The sequence below is a fragment of the Flavihumibacter stibioxidans genome (genome assembly GCF_014332695.1).
Classification (GTDB): Bacteria; Bacteroidota; Bacteroidia; order Chitinophagales; family Chitinophagaceae; genus Flavihumibacter; species Flavihumibacter stibioxidans.
The window spans coordinates 707,298-725,671 of record NZ_MBUA01000001.1 but is presented as its reverse complement, the minus strand read 5'-3'; the positions used below and the strand labels follow the sequence as shown (position 1 = coordinate 725,671).

The following is an 18,374-nucleotide window of genomic DNA, read 5'->3' as shown; positions in this document are numbered from 1 at the left end:
ATTGGACAGTCATGTGTACATCAAAGGAGGAACGCCAAAGTCAGGTTTTAACTTAAAATCTTATATCTTGCTTGCTTCTAAATTGTTAAACTTCATGGGGCGCTTTCAGGGAATCATCGGAATCATTCTGATTTTAGGTATTGCATACCTCTTTTCAAATAATAAGAAAAAGATCAATATGAGGGTTGTTGGAAGCGGCATAGCCCTCCAGCTTCTGATTGCCATATTGGTACTGAAAGTTCCTGCAGTCACCAGTTTTTTTCAGACACTGGGGAAAGGAATGGAGAAAATTGAAATTTTTGCCCGGAAAGGCGCCTCCTTTGTATATGGTGGCATCGCGGTTGCCCAGCCCGATGGAACGGTTGGTAATTATGTAAACTCCGGGTTTGTATTTGCATTTAATGTGACTGCAACTATAATCCTGGTATGTGCCCTGGTTGCCATCCTCTACCATTTTGGCATCATGCAGCGCGTGGTTGCCGTCATCGCCAGGGCTATGAACTTTGTGATGCGGGTAAGCGGTGCTGAGGCATTGAGTAATGTTGCCAGTGCCTTTGTCGGCCAGGTGGAAGCCCAGGTCATGATCCGACCCTACCTGCAAACCATGACTATGAGCGAATTGCTGGCAAGTATGAGCGGAAGCCTTGCCTGTATTGCCGGTGGAATACTGGTGGTATATGCAAATATGGGATCCCAGGCAGGCCTTGACCTGGCACCAAAGCTGATCATGGCCAGTCTTATGGCAGCACCCGGCGCTTTGGTGATATCCAAGATCGTATTCCCCGAAACAGAAGAAAGCCAAACCATGGGCAGGGTTAAGCTGGAGGTAAAGAGCCATTATACTAATGTGGTGGATGCAGTTTCCCATGGTGCAGGTGATGGCTTTAAAATTGCCATGAATGTCATAGCAATGCTGATCGGTTTCATTGCTGTTATTGCCTGTTTGGACTGGTTGCTGATTAAAGCCGGACATCTCTTTAATCCCTCCTTTGACCTGAGCCTGAACTTTATTTTCGGGAAGATATTTTATCCCTTTGCCTGGGCCATGGGAGTGCCTATGCAGGATGTTGACAGTGTGGCAACACTGCTTGGGCAAAAACTGACCATTAATGAATTTGTAGCATTCCAGAACCTTACCAACAACTCCGTTCCGGTGGTTTCCGATAAAGGCCTGCTCATTGTCAGTATCGCAATCTGTGGTTTTGCAAACTTCAGTTCAGTGGGCATGCAAATTGGCGGAATAGGGGAGATCGCTCCCGGGCGACGTGCAGATCTGGCCCGGCTAGGATTAAAAGCCCTTTTATGCGGTACTCTGGCATCCTACCTGAGTGCAACCATTGCAGGTATCCTGATGTGATCTATTGATTTCTCAACACCTTGAACTGGAAGGAAAAGGGAAGAATTTTATTCGTTGAGAGATCCTTTATTTTTCCCGTACAACTTCCTTCAATGAATTGGCCGGAATTACCATAGTTGGAAATTTTTACAGTAAAAGTGCCCGCAGGCTGGAGCTGCGATTTTTCCTGAATTACTTTCAGGGCAGTTACCGGATATTCGCCCGGTGTTTCCGAACCTGAAAAACTAAAACTAAAGGCAACGGTGGTGTTGTCATTCGTTTTATAGCAGAGAATATTGTTTTTATTCTGCAGGGGATCTTTAATGTGTACCAGTGAATCAGACGGCGCCTGCAGGAGGTAATTTGTACCATTGATTATGTAACTGATGTACTGCAATGAGTTTTTCTTACAGGTACTGATATTTCCTGTTTCATAGTTACCCTCATTAACCGCTATGTTTAAAGGGCCGCTTTCGTAATTGCCTTCTTCATCCACAGCTACCAGAGTTGCCATGGTATTGGAATTGTTACACCGCTTTACCGATAAAAGGAAGCTACCATTGGTGATGGGGGCTTTGACAAGTTTTCCATCAATCTGCAGCCTTACGTGTCCCTTAAAAACAGGAGCAGCCTTGCAATTGGTTACATTTCCTGAGATATTTACTATAGCAGGGGCTTTGTGAGTAGTTTGCAATTTTCCCAGTGACATTCCGGTTGTTCTGGTATTGATCCTTTTTGATAACAACATTTCTCCGCAATCATTAGTTACCCTGAGTTCCATGCCCATATTTGAAATCGCTGGGATGGACAGCATTCCTTTCTCGTCTGTCCTGATTTTGTGGGAAAGTGCTTTAGTGCCATTTTCCGAAAATAACTGGATCACAGAAAACGGGACAGCACTGTTATCCTCATCAATGATTTCAGCTTTCACCGTAACCGATGACTTTGAACCAGCCAGGGCCCATGTGGAGAATTTTGTTACCTGTGCGGTATAAAAATCTCCCGTTTTAACCGCTACACCTTCCTCCGTCCATTGACCTATTGATTCGTTATAATGCCATAAGGTTAGAGGACCATCTGCAGAACCGGCAATTGTAGCGGGAATTACAAACCTGAGTTGTGCCGGTTTACCAGAAGCAGGTTCCAGTAATTGGCCTGTACTACCGGTTAATTCGGTTTTAATCATTCCAACCGGTATAATGACCACCTGCTTTTTGTCTTTGTTGATTCCCTTGATGCCTGGCAATAAATTGAAAAAGGAACTTTCATTGCTATTGACTGAAGCGATATCTAATCTTGCTTCACCAGAGAAAGTATTGCCATTGGCTTTTTCAACAAGGGCGTTTTGCGAAATGGTAACCGATGCGCCGGATTTTGTCTCAATTACCGCCCCTCCCACTGCAGAAAATAACTGGAATTCCTCCTGTTGAAGCAACTCAACCTCCAGGAACTGTTTTGAATCGGCCAGGACATCCAAAGACCTGAACTCCCGGAAGAAGTTGGTTTTCTGAACCTCTATAAATGCTGCATCGGGATAAACCATTAGAGAAGGAAAACTGAATTGACCGTTGATGTCCGTTTGGGCTACACTTGTACCGGAACGTACAATGGCACCACTAACCGGTTCTTTATTGGCATTGATGACTTTCCCCTCCAGGCTGATCCTTACAAGTCTGTTGGGTGAATTGCTTTCTGCAATTTCTTGAGAATCAGCTCCTATATCGGTTTTTCTGCAACCAACTGATACGGATACAAGCAGGAGCAGTATCCAGCTTAGGCGGAATATTGGATTTCTCATAGGTTCAATTCTGTTATAATAACGTTCTAATTCCCGTTTTCTTATCCCAGGATTGCCCCTAATAAAAAAAAGACGGCTACGGCCGTCTTTTGAATGAATTAAGTGTGATATTAAATATGCGCCTCGATTTTCTTCACGAAATTGGCCTTGGGCTGGGCTCCCACCAGTTTGTCCACCACTTTGCCACCCTTTACAAAGAGGATCGCAGGGATAGAGGTGATTCCATAATTTATGGAAATCTGGGGGTTGTTATCCACGTTTACCTTGCCAATATTTACCTTGCCTGTATATTCCTTGTGAAGTTCTTCAATGACTGGTCCGATAGCGCGGCAAGGGCCACACCATTCTGCCCAGAAATCAATTACAGTAAGTTTATCTGATTCCAGAACTTCTTTCTGGAAGTTGGCATCGGTGAATTCTAAAGCCATAATTATTGTTTTTTATTGTTTGTTGTTTCGAAATAGAACGCAAAAATAGTTCCGTTGGTTCAAACGGGCAGTTATGACATCCCTAATTGTTAAACCCTGTTAATTTGTGTCAATTTTCACCTCCAGTTCCGGCGATTGTTGCAGCCAGGCCGTCAATTCGTCATTCATTTCCACGCCATTGGCGATTGTGTACAAACTGGTGATGGCATTCGTCTTCGGCTCTACCAGGTTGATCCGGATATTGGTTCCACCCTTGTATTTCTGCATGTTTTCCATCAGGAAGTTAATCATCTTATCCGTTACATGCCTCGGTTCCACATACATGATAAGCTGTTTGGTGAGCGATTGCTTGACAGACTCCAACAGGGAGATCCTTTCCACCTTGAACTCGTATTTATCCGAATTAAACCTCGATTTAAACGACCCCACCACAAAGAGGTTCTTGCCCTTATCCAGGTAATCCTTGAACCGCATGTAGTCATCCCCCCATAACATAATCTCTGTTTTGCCGGTATAGTCTTCCAGGGTCAGCGCCCCAAAATTCCGCCCGGTGCGGGTCTGCCGGTGCAATCCTTCCAGTACCAGTCCTCCCAGGCGATATTGCCTCCCGTTGGCCTGCAATAATGGATTGGTCGCCACTTCATTGAATTCCGCCAGGGGCATGATGCCATAGTAGCGCATCTCGAACCGGAAATTATCCAGGGGATGGCCGCTCATGAAGATGCCGGTTACTTCTTTTTCATGCTCCAGCCGGTCGGTAAGCGACCAGGGATCACAGGCCGGTATTTTGGGTGCGGGCACATCCAGTACCGCCGGCAGGTCGCCAAATAAGGTATTGGCCGATCCCTGCGATTGCGCCTGGAAAATGTTTCCGTATTTGATGATTTTTTCCAACCCGGTGCTGGTATCACCGGAAGGGATATAAAAATATTGTGCCCGGTGCAGTTCGGGAAAACAATCGAAAGCGCCCGCATAGGCCAGGCTTTCCAATGTTTTTTTATTTACCGCCCGCTGGTTGATGCGCTTGATCATATCAAAAATAGACGCAAACGGTCCATCTTTATCGCGTTCCTGGATAAGGGCATCCACTGCCGCTTCACCCACTCCTTTCAGTCCGCCCAATCCGAACCGGATGGCACCACCCTTGTTCACGGCAAAACCCTTTTGTGATTCGTTTACATCCGGTCCAAGCACTTCCAGTCCCATCCGCTTACATTCTTCCATGAAGAAGGTTATCTTTTCAATACTGCCGGCGTTGTTCAATACAGCGGCCATGTATTCAGAGGGATAGTGTGCCTTGAGGTAGGCCGTCTGGTAGGCCACAAAGGCATAACAGGTAGAGTGCGATTTGTTGAAGGCATACTGCGCAAACGCTTCCCAGTCGGTCCAGATCTTTTCCAGCTTTTCTTTGGGGTGCCCTTTTTTCATCGCGCCCTCCACAAACTGGGTCTTCATCTTGTCCAGAACAGATTTCTGCTTTTTACCCATTGCTTTCCTTAGCACATCGGCATCGCCCTTGCTGAAACCTCCGATCTTCTGTGCCAGCAACATTACCTGTTCCTGGTAAACGGTGATGCCATAGGATTCTTCCAGGAACTCCTTCATTTCTTCCAGGTCGTAAGTGATGGGCTCTTTGCCGTGCTTACGGTCGATGAAGTTGGGAATATAGGCCAGCGGCCCCGGACGGTAGAGGGCGTTCATGGCAATCAGGTCGGCGAACTGATCGGGTTTGAGGTCGCGCAGGTATTTCTGCATACCCGGACTTTCAAACTGGAATGTGCCGATGGTATCCGCACGCTGGTAAAGTTCAAATGTTTTCTGGTCATCCAGTGGCACATCGTCAATCACGATTTCAACGCCATGGTTCTTTTTGATCAGCGCCAGCGCATTCTTGATGATGGTGAGGGTCTTCAGTCCCAGAAAGTCCATCTTGATGACACCGGCATCTTCAATGATGCTTCCTTCGATCTGTGTTACCAGGAGGTCGGAGTCCTTGGACATACAAACCGGGATAATATTCATCAGGTCATCGGGGGCGATGATGATACCCGCCGCGTGCAGTCCCGTGTTTCGCACCGAGCCCTCCAGACGCTCTGCTTCCTTCAGCACCTGGGCCCGGATATCGGTACCATGGTACAGTTCTCGAAGTTTTTTGACATTGTCCATGTCTTCCGCCTGCAACTGCTCTTTTTCTTCCAGTGATTTGGGGCCATCTTTGACAGTGAGTGGCGCTTTCAGAACCCGACCCAGTTCGATACCCGGCTTATCCGGTACCAGCTTGGCCAGTGCATTGGATTCGGCCAGGGGCAGGTCCAGCACCCGGGCCACATCCTTGATACTCATCTTGGCGGCCATGGTGCCGTAGGTTACGATCTGTGCCACCTGGTTCTTACCATATTTCTGCACTACATAATCGATTACTTTCTGGCGGCCATCGTCGTCGAAATCGGTATCAATATCGGGCATGCTCTTTCGGTCGGGGTTCAGGAACCTCTCGAACAGCAGGTTATACTTGATGGGATCAATATTGGTGATGCCGATACAATAGGCCACCACACTTCCGGCGGCGGAACCACGGCCCGGACCAACGAATACCCCAAGGTCGCGACCTGCCTTTATGAAATCACTAACGATCAGGAAGTAACCCGCGAAGCCCATCGTTTTGATGGTAAAGAGTTCGAAATCGAGTCGCTCCTGGATTTCAGGGGTGATATCGGAATAACGCTGTTTGGCGCCTTCGTAAGTGAGGTGTTTGAGAAATTCCCACTGGTCGAGATTGGAATCACCGTGTACCTGGAATTCTTTTGGGATAGGAAAGGCGGGGAGCAGGATATCCTTCTTCAGGTTCAGCAGTTCCACGCGGTCAACGATCATGTTGGTGTTGTCGATCGCCTCGGGCACATCACTGAAGAGTTTTTTCATCTCCTCTGTTCCCTTAAAATAAAACTGGTCGTTCGGGAACTTGAAGCGACGGTTCTTCACGTTGGCATCGTCGTTCACATAATCATCAAAGCCGGGCGTGCTCTGCTTTTCGCCGGTATTGATGCAAAGCAGGATGTCGTGCGCGTTGGCATCGTCCTTATCGGTATAGTGACTGTCATTGGTGGCAATCACCGGAACCCCGTATTTCTTTGAAAACTTCAGCAGGGTCTGGTTGATGATTTCCTGCTCCTTCATGTTGTGGCGCTGCAGTTCGATGAAATAATCCTCACCAAACATGTCGAACCACCATTTGAATTCTTTTTCCGCTTCTTCCTCACCCTCGTGTAAAATGGTTTGCGGCACATAGGCACCAATACAGCAGGTGGTGGCGATCAGTCCCTCATGATATTTTTCAATCAGTTCCTTGTCGATCCTCGGGTACTTGCTGTACATTCCCTCTGTATAACCAAGGGAGGTCAGCTTGATGAGGTTCTGGTATCCCACCGCATTTTTCGCCAGCAACACCTGGTGGTAGCGTTCGTCTTTCTGTTCCTTGGTGAATTGTTTGCGGTGGCGATCCTTCACCACGTAAAACTCGCAGCCTACCACGGGTTTCACCAGGGGCTTGCCGTCTTCCCCTTTATGTTTATAGGCTTCCGAAACGAACTCGAAGGCGCCGAACATATTTCCGTGATCCGTTATGGCAATGGCGGGCATATTTTCCTTTACCGCCTTCTTATAAAGAGACTGGATGGATGCGGCTCCATCGAGCAGGGAATATTGGGTATGACAGTGTAAATGGGAGAACCTGGACATAAGCCTGCAAGTAACAAATTTTCCCCGCGACTCGATAAAAATGAAAATCGTTATTTTTGCACCAGTTTATCCCATTACTAAAGAATATAATATTCTTGAAGAAATTAATATATATCATTCCGGTTGCGTTATTACTGGCTTCCTGTGGTACCACCCGGACAAGCAGTACTGCGGGCAATAGCACCCCCACAGTCAAGCGTACCAAACACAGTAATCCCAAATTTATTGAATCGATTTCTATGACCCCGGGGGAAGAGGCGCCTGGTTCTGGAAACAATCCCAATACCGGGGCGCTGAGCGGTCCGGGTGAATATTACAGCAATGGTGTGCTGGTGAATATTGAAAACAGTACCGACCTGCATTTCAAATATGCCGTTTTGCTGGACAGGCCCGTGGAATCGCTCACCAACCTGGGTATGTTGCAGTTTATTGAGGATTGGTATGGCACCCGTTACCGCTATGGGGGAAATGACAAGCGTGGAGTAGATTGTTCGGGCTTCACCTGCGCCATGAGCAGTACGGTTTTCGGCAAGACCTTACCCCGAACTTCCCGTGAGCAGTATGATCGTGCCCAAAAGATCCCTGCCGAATACCTGCAGGAAGGAGACCTGGTATTTTTCAATACAACCGGTGGTGTATCGCATGTGGGTATTTACCTGTCCAATAATAAATTCGTTCATGCCTCTACCTCCAGCGGCGTGGTGATCAGCGACCTGAACGAGGATTACTATCGCAGGCGCTTTATTGGAGCGGGGAGATTATGATCCGTTCGGACTCACCATTGCTGGAGTCAGTTCCCAGCCTGCGTAGTAATATAAAAATTCCGGTCAGCCGTTAAGGCGGTGGCTTTTGTCCTGAGGGTTTTCCATTGGGTGGCGGGTTCCAACCAGGTGTCGTTTTTATCCAGTTTTACTTTTACCGGCATGTTGAATCCATCTGCCACATTCTGCCAGCGATAAAAGAGTTTTCCTTTTTTGAACCGGTATTCCAGGCGGGGTACCTGCGTGGTCCGCAGGTACTGGTCAAAGATTTTTGACAGGTCTTTACCTGCGTAATTGCTGATATATTTTTCCACTTCGGCAGAGCTGGTAGTGCTGTGATAAAAATCCTTATTAAGGCCTCGCAGCAGCAGCCTGAATTTTTCATCATCACCAATAATCTGCCGGATGATATGGATCATATTGGATGCCTTGTAATACATATCGCCACTGCCTTCCTTGTTCACACCATATTGCCCGATGACGGGAATGTCATTGGCAATGTTTTTCCGTATTCCCACCAGGTAGTCATTGGCGGCATCCAAACCCGACTGGCACTGTGTAAAGATGGTTTCACTGTAATTGGTAAAACCTTCATGCACCCACATATCCGCAATGTCTTTGGTGGTGATATTGTTGCCGAACCACTCATGCCCCGATTCATGCACCAGGATAAAATCCCATTTCAGTCCCCAGCCGGTACCGGAGAGGTCGCGCCCCAGGTAACCATTCTGGAATTTGTTGCCATAAGCCACGGCGCTCTGGTGTTCCATGCCCAGGTGGGGTGATTCCACCAGCTTGAAGCCATCTTCATAAAAAGGATAGGGACCGAACCAGTGTTCAAAACATTGAAGCATAGGCTTTGTTTGCTGGAACTGTTTTTTCGCAGCCTCCAGGTTCTCTTCCAATACCCAGTACTCACAGTTCAACGGGCCTTTTTCACCATTGAAAACTTCGGACCAGTGCGCGTATTTGCCGATATATGGAATGATATTATAATTATTGATCGGGTTCTTCACTTCCCATACATAGGTCGTGGTGCCATTGTCGTTAGGTTCTGTTTTGATCAGCCGGCCATTTCCGACGCCCACGAGGTCCTGCGGAACTATAATGGCCAGGGATGCGCCATTATCGGGTTCATCCGACTGGTGGTCTTTGCAGGGATACCAGACGCTGGCTCCCAGTCCCTGGCAGGCAACACTCATCCAGGGGTTACCTTGTTTGTCTTTTCTCCAGATCCAGCCACCATCCCAGGGCGGGCGAACGGCCTCCACTGGTTTGCCGGAGAATTCCAGGGTTATGCTCTGCTGGCTGTTCTGTGGTAGGCTAACGTCAATGGACAGGTGGAAATGATTGCCTTCGCGGGTGAAATTTAGTGACTGTCCGTTTAATAAGGCTTTATCCAGTTGCATAGGTTCCTGCAGGTCGATCTGCATTTTGCTGCCTGTTCCGGTAACCCTGAAACCCATGACCACCGAGCCTTTGATGGTTTTGGCAGAATAGTCCGGCTGCACGGAAATATCGTATCGGGTAACATCCCACCAGGTGCGTTCGGCGTTCAGGGTGCCGCGAAGGGAATCCTGCCGGGTGGCACTGCCTGATTTTGATAATGGTTGAGCCTGGCTAACACAGGCGCTGGAAATTATACTCAGGAGGCCAATGATTACTCTTCCGATTGATGTAAGTTGCATACCAGCTAAAAATTATTCAGCGATAAATATAAGCCCTTCATATAAAATGCCCTTCCATTTGATTAGCCGATCCTTCCTTTTATTTGCAGTGGCCGCACTGCTGTTTACTTCCTGCAGGTCGGGAAATTCAAGGGAGAAAGGGTTTTTCCTGTACAACGAATCTTCGGGTATAGCTTCCCTTGACCCGGCTTTTGCCAAGAACCAAAGCATCATGTGGGCTGTTCACCAGATGTACAATTCCCTGGTGGAAGTGGATGAGCAACTCAGGATCAAACCATCCCTGGCCAAAAGTTGGGATGTGAGCGGGGATGGACTGGTTTATACCTTTCATTTAAGGGGGGATGTCTTTTTTCATGATGATGCCTGTTTTCCGGAGGGCAGGGGCAGGCGGATGGTGGCGGATGATGTGGTATTCAGCCTGCAGCGGATTATGGATCCGTCCACGGCCAGCAGTGGCGCATGGATCTTCAATGATCGGGTAAAAAAAGAAGGCGGTTTTATTGCATTGGATGACAGCACTTTTCAACTGACACTGGAGCGGCCTTTTCCTCCGATCCTGGGCATTATGAGTATGCAGTATTGTTCCATCATTCCCAAAGAGGCGGTGGCGAATTATGGTGCGGGTTTCAGGTCGCATCCGGTAGGAACCGGTCCCTTCCGTTTTGTGGCGATGGAAGAAGGACAATCGCTCATTATGCGGCGACATGAACAATATTTTGAATTCGATTCAGCCGGCAGGCGCCTGCCCTACCTGAACGGAGTGAAAGTAAGTTTTTATGACAGCAAGGCCACCGAGTTTTTGTTGTTCCGCCAGGGCATACTTCATTTTGTCAACGATATCGATGCATCTTTTAAGGATGAGGTATTAAACAAGCGCGGCGAGTTGCGGAAAGACTGGGAAGGCAGGATCCGGCTATCGAAACATCCCTATTTAAATACCGAGTACCTGGGTATCCTGGTGGATTCATTGAATCCGCTGGTGAAAGCATCGCCCTTGCGGTTCAGGGCCGTTCGGCAAGCCATCAACTATGGATTCGACCGCAGGAAAATGATGTTGTACCTGCGCAATTCCATCGGCATTGCGGCAGAAAGCGGGTTTGTGCCCGCAGGTTTGCCATCTTTTGATTCAATGGTTGTACGGGGATACCAGTACAATCCCCTCGCGGCAAGAAAACTGTTGGCCGAAGCAGGTTTTCCCAACGGTAAGGGATTGGGGGAAATCCGGTTGCTGACCATCCCGATTTATGCGGAACTGGCAAGTTATATCGTACGCGAACTGGAAGAACTGGGGCTAAATGTTAAAGTTGAAGTGGTGCAAAAAAGTCTTTTGCTTGAACAAACCGCGCAATCACAGGCATTGTTCTTCAGGGGCAGCTGGATTGCTGATTATCCTGATGCTGAAAATTATTTAAGTGTGTTCTATTCACACAATCCGGCGCCACCAAATTATACCCGGTATAAGAATCCTGCCTTTGATGAACTTTATGAGCGTGCACTGCTGGAAACCAATGACAGTGCGCGTTTCAGGCTTTACCAGGAAATGGATAATATATTGTTAAAGGACGCGCCGGTGGTACCTTTGTGGTATGATGAAGTGATTCGCCTCGTGCAACCAAATGTGAAGGATTTTCGTCCTAATGGTCTGAACTTATTGGAACTCAGACAAGTAGAAATTGAGTGATAATTTGGTCAGTTTAGTGTAACTTTGCCCATTAATTTTTTAAAAGTTTCTCATGGCTGTTATTCTCACGTTTTTTATCACTCACTGGTTTCTGTCTCTGTTTTTCCACACATTTTTCCTGCATCGGTTTGCTTCCCACCAAATGTATACCACCAGCAAGGGCTGGGAGAGGTTTTTTTACCTTTCAACCTGGTTTACGCAGGGATCTTCTTACCTGGTACCCCGTGCCTATGGCGTGATGCACCGCATGCACCATGAATACAGTGATACTGAAAAGGATCCGCACAGCCCCCATTTCTTCAAGGATGTATGGGGTATGATGATGCATACCAGGAATATCTACAATAGTTTTGTTACCCGCAAGAATATGCCGGACGAGAAGTTCACCCAGAAGTACCTGCCTGTTTGGGAAAAACTCGACCGTTTTGGTGATAACATGGTGGTTCGGTTGTTTTTCATTATTGCCTATACAATGGTATATGTAATCTATGCACCGAATGCCTGGTGGTTCCTGCTGTTACCGATTCACTTCCTGATGGGACCCGTTCAAGGTGCTATCGTAAACTGGTGTGGTCACAAGTATGGTTATGCGAACTATTCCAATGACGATCATTCCAAAAATTCTGAGCCCTGGGGGATATTCCTGCTGGGTGAATTATTCCAGAATAATCACCATAAAGAAGGGGAGAACCCAAACTTCGCCCGCAAGTGGTTTGAGCTGGATCCTACATTCCACGTGATGAAGCTGATGAATTTCATAGGCATCATCAAGTTTAAGAAAGCGTAAATAGGTCATTTCTCCCGTCCGGATTGGGGAGATTTCTCCCGTCCGGGTGGCCCCCGGAATACAGCGAAAGGCCTCCCGACGGGTGAAATCAAAGGTGAACAGTACTACGAAGTTTTCTCCCGTCCGGGTGGCCTCCGGAATACAGCGAAAGGCCTCCCGACGGGTGAAATCAAGGATTTGTCAACTTTACATAAATAAACGAGGCGCAGAATGATTCTGCGCCTCGTTTATTTATATACTTCAGAGTTCTGCTCAGTATGCCAATTGTTACCTCGCACTTTATCATTTATTCCTCGTCTGCACCTGGTTCGTGCGCTTCAGCTTATCCTTAAAAGCTTTTTCGAATTTCTCCATCTTAGGCCTGATTACAAAATAGCAATATGGTTGGGTCCCATTGTTCAGGTAATAGTTCTGGTGGTAGTCTTCTGCAATATAGAAATTCTTGTAAGGTGCTATTTCGGTTATAACGGGTGAGTTCCAGGAACCACTCCTGTTTAGCTGCTCCTTGTAGTATTCTGCTTTTTCCTTCTGCTCCTGGTTATGGTAGAAGATGGCACTGCGATACTGTGGACCAACATCGTTTCCCTGCCTGTTGGGTGTAGTTGGATCATGTGTCTGCCAGAACACTTCCAGCAACTCATCGAATGTGATGATAGATGGATCATACACCACCTGGATCACTTCTGCATGGCCGGTGTTTTTTTCCGATACCTGTTCATAAGTGGGATTGGCCACAGAGCCGCCGGAATAACCCGAAGAAACTTTTAGGACGCCATTCAGTTGCTGGAATACCGCTTCCACACACCAGAAACATCCGGCACCTAAAGTGGCAGTATCCGTTTGTGCATACGCTCCTGCATACATTACATCATTGCTCATAGTTCTGTTGGGATTTTCTTTCTGTGCACAACCGCTGAGCAGTTGATATAATACCAATATGGATAGGGGTAGATATATATTCAAACGCTTCATTTCAGTTTAAAAAAGGTAACAATGCAAGTTACGATTGCTATTTGGTTAGGGATGGGGATTCCCGTTAAGGTTTTACCTTTTAAGAAAGCATTAACTTAAGAAAGCCTTAACAGTCCGGACTTAAATATAGAACTTTTGACATGAAAACCTATCTTTGCCCCCGCTATGACACAAGAACAATTGAAAACATTACGGGAGCGGGTTTCGGTTCTAAGGAGGTTTCTTTGACGTCGCTAACAGAACCGACAAGATCCAACAAGACAAACAATTAACCCTGGCGCCGGGTTTCTGGGATGATAACCAGCGCGCCACCGCCATTCTCAAAGAGATTAAGGTACACGAATACTGGATTGACCTGTTTAACCAGGTGGATACGGCCGTGGAAGATTTTGCTGTGCTCCATGATTTCTGGAAAGCCGGTGAAGCCACAGAGGAGGAAGTCCGACAGGCTTACGACAAGGCACTGGAAGTGGTGGAGGATGCCGAGTTCAAGAGCACGCTGAACCAGCCTGAAGACGAGCTGCCTGCCGTGGTGCAGATCAACAGCGGCGCAGGTGGAACGGAGAGCCAGGACTGGGCCCAGATACTCAGCCGCATGTACCGCATGTACGGCGAAAAGCAGGGCTGGACCGTGACCGAACTCGACTGGCAGGATGGTGATGGAGCCGGTATCAAAAGTGCAACTTTCCAGTTTGATGGTCCCTTCGCCTATGGGTTCCTGAAAGGGGAGAGTGGTGTACACCGCCTGGTGCGCATCTCACCCTTTGATTCCAACGCCCGCAGGCATACATCTTTTGCATCTGTTTTCGTTTATCCACTCGTTGATGATACCATTGAAATAGAGGTTAAGGACAGTGAGGTGAAAATGGAAACCGCGCGAAGCGGTGGTGCAGGCGGACAAAACGTAAACAAGGTGGAGACAAAGGTAATGCTGACCCACCTGGCTACCGGAATTGTAGTGATCTGCCAGACCGAAAGAACCCAGTTGGGTAACCGCGAAAAAGCCATGCAAATGCTGAAAAGCCGTTTGTATGAAGAAGAATTGCGCAAGCGGGAAGAAGCAAAAAACGCTACCAACGCCAACAAGAAAAAGATCGAATGGGGCAGCCAGATACGGAGTTATGTTTTCCATCCATATAAAATGATCAAAGACCATCGAACCGATTTTGAAGTCGGAAATATCCAGCCGGTTATGGATGGAGAACTGGATGGATTCATCAAAGCTTACCTGATGAGCCAGAAAGAAGACGAACCTGTTAGCTAACACATAAAACACACACTATGAGTTTAGGTTATTTTTCTTACCCCCTTCCGGCCAACGAACCGGTGTTATCCTATGCACCCGGATCTCCTGAGAAACTCAGGCAGAAAAAAGTATTGGCTGAACTGAAGAAAAAGGAAGCAGATATTCCCATGTATATTGGTGGTCGCGCTATCCGCACCGGAAATAAAGTGAGCATTCATCCTCCGCATGAAAGAGCGCATGTGTTGGGTTATTTTCATGCTGGTGAGAAAAAGCATGTTCAACAGGCCATTGATGCTGCCCTGAAGGCAAAGGAATCCTGGGCCAGTATGAGCTGGGAGAACCGCGCCAATATTTTCCTGAAAGCAGCTGACCTGTTGGCAACCAAGTACCGGCCCTATATCAACGGAACTACCATGTTGGGGCAGAGCAAGAATATTTTCCAGGCCGAGATTGACAGCGCCTGTGAGCTCATCGATTTCCTGCGATTTAATGTTCATTTTCTGAGCGAAATCTATAAGCAACAACCGATCAGCAGTCCGGGTATACATAACCGTATGGAATGGCGCCCGCTCGAAGGATTTGTGCTGGCGATTACTCCTTTCAACTTTACGGCCATCGGCGGCAACCTGCCGACATCAGCAGCCATGTGTGGCAATACCGTAGTATGGAAACCTGCCAATACGCAGATATATTCCGCCCAGATGTTCATGCGTGTCCTGCTGGAAGCCGGTTTACCCGATGGTGTAATCAATCTCATTTATGTTGATGGTCCCACAATTGGGGAAGTTTGCTTTAACCACCGCGATTTTGCCGGGGTGCATTTTACCGGGTCCACCGGCGTGTTCAACCATATGTGGGCAACCATTGGCGCCAATACCGGTATGTACAAGTCGTATCCGCGTATTGTGGGCGAAACCGGCGGAAAGGATTTTGTGATTGCCCACAGGAGTGCTGATCCTGATGTAGTGGCTACAGCCCTGGCCCGTGGCGCTTTTGAATACCAGGGACAAAAATGTTCTGCCGCCTCCCGGGCTTACCTGCCTTCCAACATTGCGGATGCTGTGAAGAAGAAACTGGTTGACCAGATCACCAGCATGAAAATGGGATCCGTAGAGGATTTCAGCAATTTCGTGAACGCAGTGATTGATGAGAAGAGCTATGATAAACTGAAGAAGTATATCGACAACGCACGCAAAGACCGCAAGGCGAAAATCCTGGTGGGAGGAAACTGCGATAAACGCAAAGGATTCTTTATTGAACCAACCGTTATAGAAGTACGCGATCCGAAATATGTTACCATGTGTGAGGAGTTGTTCGGACCCATTCTGACCATCTATACCTATGATGCGAACGATTTTGAAAAAGCATTGAATCTTGTTGATACAACATCACCCTATGCACTGACTGGTTCTATTATATCCCAGGATCGTGATGCCGTGGAACTTGCGGTGAACAAACTGCGGAACGCTGCGGGAAATTTTTATATCAACGACAAGCCGACAGGTGCAGTGGTTGGCCAGCAGCCATTCGGCGGTGCCAGGGCCAGCGGAACCAATGACAAGGCGGGTTCCATGCTGAATCTCTACAGGTGGCTTAGTGCAAGGACCATCAAGGAAACATTCAATCCGCCTACGGATTACCGTTATCCTTTTTTACAGGAAGCATAATAATCTGATTCAATATGGAATAACCCATTCGAAAAAGCGAATGGGTTTTTTTATGCCAACTTTTCAAGTTCAGATTTTTTCGAATAAACGGTAAAATAAGAAACCATGCTACACGTTTTAGGTCCATTAATTTTAAATTCCACGTATGAAAAAAATGTTGATTCTTGGAGCGGCTTGTTTTTTAAGTGCAGCTGGCTTTGCGCAAACTGAAACAGGTAAAATCCTGGTTGGAGGAAATGCTTCTTTTGCCTCTTCAAAACATTCGGAATCGGACCTGAAGATCACTACTCTGAATTTCAATCCTGATGCCGGTTATTTCTTCATCGATAACCTGGCGGGTGGTCTGCGATTGCAACTGGGAACTGCCACTACGAAGGTTGGTGATTTTAAGGAAAAGTCAAACGCTGTGGCAGTTGCACCATTTGTGCGTTATTATTTTGTGCCACTTTCCGAAAAAATCAAATTATTCGGAGATGCATCCTATTCTTTTGGCAGCCAAAAAGAGGAAGCTGAAGGTGAAGAAGACAAGACAAAATACAGCGGATTTACCATTTCCGCAGGCCCTGCATTTTTCCTGACTGAAAATACAGCCCTTGAGTTGAATGTTTTTTATAATTCGACCAAGATCAAGGATGTGGATGGCAGGAACAATATTTTTGGTGTGGGACTTGGATTCCAGATCCATCTTTAATTGATTTTTGATTGTTTTCCAACGGGGCGGGCTAAAACCTGCCCCGTTTTTTTATCACGGTTTCATCAAAAGGCCAGTATGCGTTATTTTAGCGGAAATTTGAAGCATTGAAAACCATTCTCAGCGGCGACCAGCTGGCGATCACCATAAAAAGATTAAGTCACCAGATCCTTGAAAACTGTGCCGACTTGTCTGATACCTGCATAATCGGTATTCAGCCCAGGGGTATCTGGCTGAGTGACCGGATCGTGAAAGAAATAAGGGCCAACGCACCCGGTGCCGCCATGAAATACGGAGTGCTGGACATCACTTTTTATCGTGATGACGTGCGCAAGGAATTACATGTGGCCAACCAAACCGACATCAGTTTCTCCATTGAAAATAAAAAGGTAATCCTGATAGACGATGTATTGTACACCGGCCGTACCATACGGGCAGCCATGGATGCCCTGCTCGATTTCGGAAGGCCGGCCAAAGTGGAGCTCTGCGTGCTGATCGACCGCAGGTTCAGCCGGCAGTTACCTATCCAGCCCGATTATACCGGAAAGTCAATTGATTCGATCATTTCGCAGCGGGTAAAAGTTTGCTGGCAGGAAAATGACGGAAAGGATGAAGTGGTATTACTCTAACGATTAACTTTGCACCCTAATGCAACTCAGTACTAAACATCTACTCGGCATTAGAGATCTTGTTCCCCAGGATATACAGATTATTTTAGATACGGCCACCCAGTTCAAGGAGGTTCTCCAGCGGCCGATCAAAAAAGTTCCTTCCCTGCGCGATGTTACCATCGTGAATCTCTTTTACGAAAATTCAACCCGGACCAGAATTTCATTTGAACTGGCGGAAAAAAGGCTCAGCGCCGATACCATCAATTTTTCTGCAAGTGGTTCATCCGTTTCAAAAGGGGAGACCCTGCTGGATACGGTAAACAATATCCTTAGCATGAAAGTGGATATGGTGGTAATGCGCCACAGTGCCAGTGGTGCTCCGCATTTTCTGGCCAAACATATTCCAGCTGCGATCGTGAACGCCGGCGATGGTATCAACGAACACCCCACGCAGGCCTTGCTGGATGCTTTTTCCATTCGTGAGCGTTTAGGAACGCTCGAAGGTAAAAAGATTGCCATCATCGGGGATATCATGCATTCAAGGGTGGCACTCAGCAATATTTATCTGCTCAAGAAAATGGGGGCTGATGTAACCGTAGCCGGACCACCCACACTGATTCCCAAGCATATGGCAGAATCCTTTGATGTGAGAGTGGAATACGATCTCAAAAAAGCCCTGGAGTGGTGCGATGTGGCCAATGTGTTACGGATCCAGCTCGAAAGACAGAACCAGGTACTGTTTTCCTCACTGCGTGAGTATAACCTGGCTTATGGTGTGAAAAAAAGCCTGCTCGATAATCTCGATAAGGAAATTCTGGTGATGCACCCTGGTCCCATCAATCGCGGGGTGGAACTGGACAGTGATGTAGCCGACAGCAAACAGTCAATTATTCTCAACCAGGTTGAAAACGGTGTGGCCGTAAGAATGGCTGTACTTTATTTACTGGCCGGACGTCGGGGAGAAGGTTAA

14 protein-coding genes are annotated in these 18,374 nt (G+C 47.3%); 9 read left to right on the top strand and 5 right to left on the bottom strand.

Annotated features, from left to right (window positions below; genetic code table 11):
* Nucleotides 1-94 precede the first annotated feature (94 nt).
* A complete protein-coding gene (locus tag BC349_RS03050; RefSeq protein WP_187255261.1) occupies nucleotides 95-1,357 on the top strand; it encodes a NupC/NupG family nucleoside CNT transporter in 1,263 nt (420 codons plus the stop codon).
* Nucleotide 1,358: 1 nt separating this feature from the next.
* On the opposite strand, the gene BC349_RS03045 is transcribed toward BC349_RS03050, so the two are convergent.
* The 3 genes from BC349_RS03045 to dnaE form a co-directional block, all read right to left on the bottom strand.
* Entirely contained in the window at nucleotides 1,359-3,134 is a 1,776-nt protein-coding gene (locus tag BC349_RS03045) for a transthyretin-like family protein (protein WP_187255260.1), read from the bottom strand.
* Nucleotides 3,135-3,244: 110 nt separating this feature from the next.
* A complete protein-coding gene (gene trxA / locus BC349_RS03040; RefSeq protein ID WP_187255259.1) occupies nucleotides 3,245-3,562 on the bottom strand; it encodes a thioredoxin in 318 nt (105 codons plus the stop codon).
* Nucleotides 3,563-3,661: 99 nt separating this feature from the next.
* Entirely contained in the window at nucleotides 3,662-7,300 is a 3,639-nt protein-coding gene (dnaE, locus tag BC349_RS03035; protein ID WP_187255258.1) for a DNA polymerase III subunit alpha, read from the bottom strand.
* Nucleotides 7,301-7,395: 95 nt separating this feature from the next.
* On the opposite strand from dnaE, the gene BC349_RS03030 reads away from it, so the two are divergent.
* Nucleotides 7,396-8,064, top strand: a complete 669-nt coding sequence (locus BC349_RS03030) for a C40 family peptidase (protein WP_246456768.1) — start codon at nucleotides 7,396-7,398, stop codon at nucleotides 8,062-8,064.
* A 26-nt stretch (nucleotides 8,065-8,090) separates the two neighbouring features.
* On the opposite strand, the gene BC349_RS03025 is transcribed toward BC349_RS03030, so the two are convergent.
* Complete coding sequence (locus BC349_RS03025; RefSeq protein WP_187255257.1) at nucleotides 8,091-9,749, bottom strand: M1 family metallopeptidase; 1,659 nt, start codon at nucleotides 9,747-9,749, stop codon at nucleotides 8,091-8,093.
* A 58-nt stretch (nucleotides 9,750-9,807) separates the two neighbouring features.
* Here BC349_RS03025 and BC349_RS03020 point away from each other — a divergent pair, with 58 nt between their 5' ends.
* Together BC349_RS03020 and BC349_RS03015 are read left to right on the top strand one after the other, a co-directional pair.
* Nucleotides 9,808-11,430 carry an ABC transporter substrate-binding protein gene (locus BC349_RS03020; RefSeq protein WP_246456767.1) on the top strand — a complete coding sequence of 541 codons (1,623 nt, stop codon included), beginning with the start codon at nucleotides 9,808-9,810 and terminating at the stop codon, nucleotides 11,428-11,430.
* A gap of 52 nt (nucleotides 11,431-11,482) precedes the next feature.
* Nucleotides 11,483-12,217 (top strand): acyl-CoA desaturase, encoded by a 735-nt coding sequence (locus BC349_RS03015; RefSeq protein WP_187255255.1) that lies wholly within the window; start codon nucleotides 11,483-11,485, stop codon nucleotides 12,215-12,217.
* A gap of 282 nt (nucleotides 12,218-12,499) precedes the next feature.
* Here BC349_RS03015 and msrA read toward each other — a convergent pair whose 3' ends face one another.
* A complete protein-coding gene (gene msrA, locus BC349_RS03010) occupies nucleotides 12,500-13,096 on the bottom strand; it encodes a peptide-methionine (S)-S-oxide reductase MsrA (protein WP_246456766.1) in 597 nt (198 codons plus the stop codon).
* Between the two features lie 258 nt (nucleotides 13,097-13,354).
* Here msrA and prfB point away from each other — a divergent pair.
* The 5 genes from prfB (at nucleotide 13,355) to BC349_RS02985 (ending at nucleotide 18,374) form a co-directional block, all read left to right on the top strand.
* A protein-coding gene (gene prfB / locus BC349_RS03005; RefSeq protein WP_425489722.1) for a peptide chain release factor 2 occupies nucleotides 13,355-14,453 on the top strand; the annotation gives its coding sequence in 2 pieces (ribosomal slippage) (nucleotides 13,355-13,405 and nucleotides 13,407-14,453; 1,098 coding nt in all).
* A gap of 17 nt (nucleotides 14,454-14,470) precedes the next feature.
* Nucleotides 14,471-16,102, top strand: coding sequence for an L-glutamate gamma-semialdehyde dehydrogenase (gene pruA / locus BC349_RS03000; protein ID WP_187255252.1), 1,632 nt, complete (start codon nucleotides 14,471-14,473; stop codon nucleotides 16,100-16,102).
* 145 nt (nucleotides 16,103-16,247) lie between these two features.
* Nucleotides 16,248-16,793, top strand: coding sequence for a porin family protein (locus tag BC349_RS02995; protein ID WP_187255251.1), 546 nt, complete (start codon nucleotides 16,248-16,250; stop codon nucleotides 16,791-16,793).
* A 107-nt stretch (nucleotides 16,794-16,900) separates the two neighbouring features.
* Nucleotides 16,901-17,422 (top strand): bifunctional pyr operon transcriptional regulator/uracil phosphoribosyltransferase PyrR, encoded by a 522-nt coding sequence (gene pyrR, locus BC349_RS02990; RefSeq protein ID WP_187255250.1) that lies wholly within the window; start codon nucleotides 16,901-16,903, stop codon nucleotides 17,420-17,422.
* Between the two features lie 19 nt (nucleotides 17,423-17,441).
* Nucleotides 17,442-18,374 carry an aspartate carbamoyltransferase catalytic subunit gene (locus BC349_RS02985; RefSeq protein WP_187255249.1) on the top strand — a complete coding sequence of 311 codons (933 nt, stop codon included), beginning with the start codon at nucleotides 17,442-17,444 and terminating at the stop codon, nucleotides 18,372-18,374.

What these genes read in the sequence shown, in the direction of transcription:
- msrA (WP_246456766.1), bottom strand. Translation starts at nt 13,096, where the DNA reads ATGAGCAATGATGTAATGTATGCAGGAGCGTATGCACAAACGGATACT.
- BC349_RS02995 (WP_187255251.1), top strand. Translation starts at nt 16,248, where the DNA reads ATGAAAAAAATGTTGATTCTTGGAGCGGCTTGTTTTTTAAGTGCAGCT.
- BC349_RS03015 (WP_187255255.1), top strand. Translation starts at nt 11,483, where the DNA reads ATGGCTGTTATTCTCACGTTTTTTATCACTCACTGGTTTCTGTCTCTG.
- BC349_RS03045 (WP_187255260.1), bottom strand. Translation starts at nt 3,134, where the DNA reads ATGAGAAATCCAATATTCCGCCTAAGCTGGATACTGCTCCTGCTTGTA.
- pruA (WP_187255252.1), top strand. Translation starts at nt 14,471, where the DNA reads ATGAGTTTAGGTTATTTTTCTTACCCCCTTCCGGCCAACGAACCGGTG.
- BC349_RS03025 (WP_187255257.1), bottom strand. Translation starts at nt 9,749, where the DNA reads ATGCAACTTACATCAATCGGAAGAGTAATCATTGGCCTCCTGAGTATA.
- BC349_RS02985 (WP_187255249.1), top strand. Translation starts at nt 17,442, where the DNA reads ATGCAACTCAGTACTAAACATCTACTCGGCATTAGAGATCTTGTTCCC.
- trxA (WP_187255259.1), bottom strand. Translation starts at nt 3,562, where the DNA reads ATGGCTTTAGAATTCACCGATGCCAACTTCCAGAAAGAAGTTCTGGAA.
- dnaE (WP_187255258.1), bottom strand. Translation starts at nt 7,300, where the DNA reads ATGTCCAGGTTCTCCCATTTACACTGTCATACCCAATATTCCCTGCTC.
- BC349_RS03050 (WP_187255261.1), top strand. Translation starts at nt 95, where the DNA reads ATGGGGCGCTTTCAGGGAATCATCGGAATCATTCTGATTTTAGGTATT.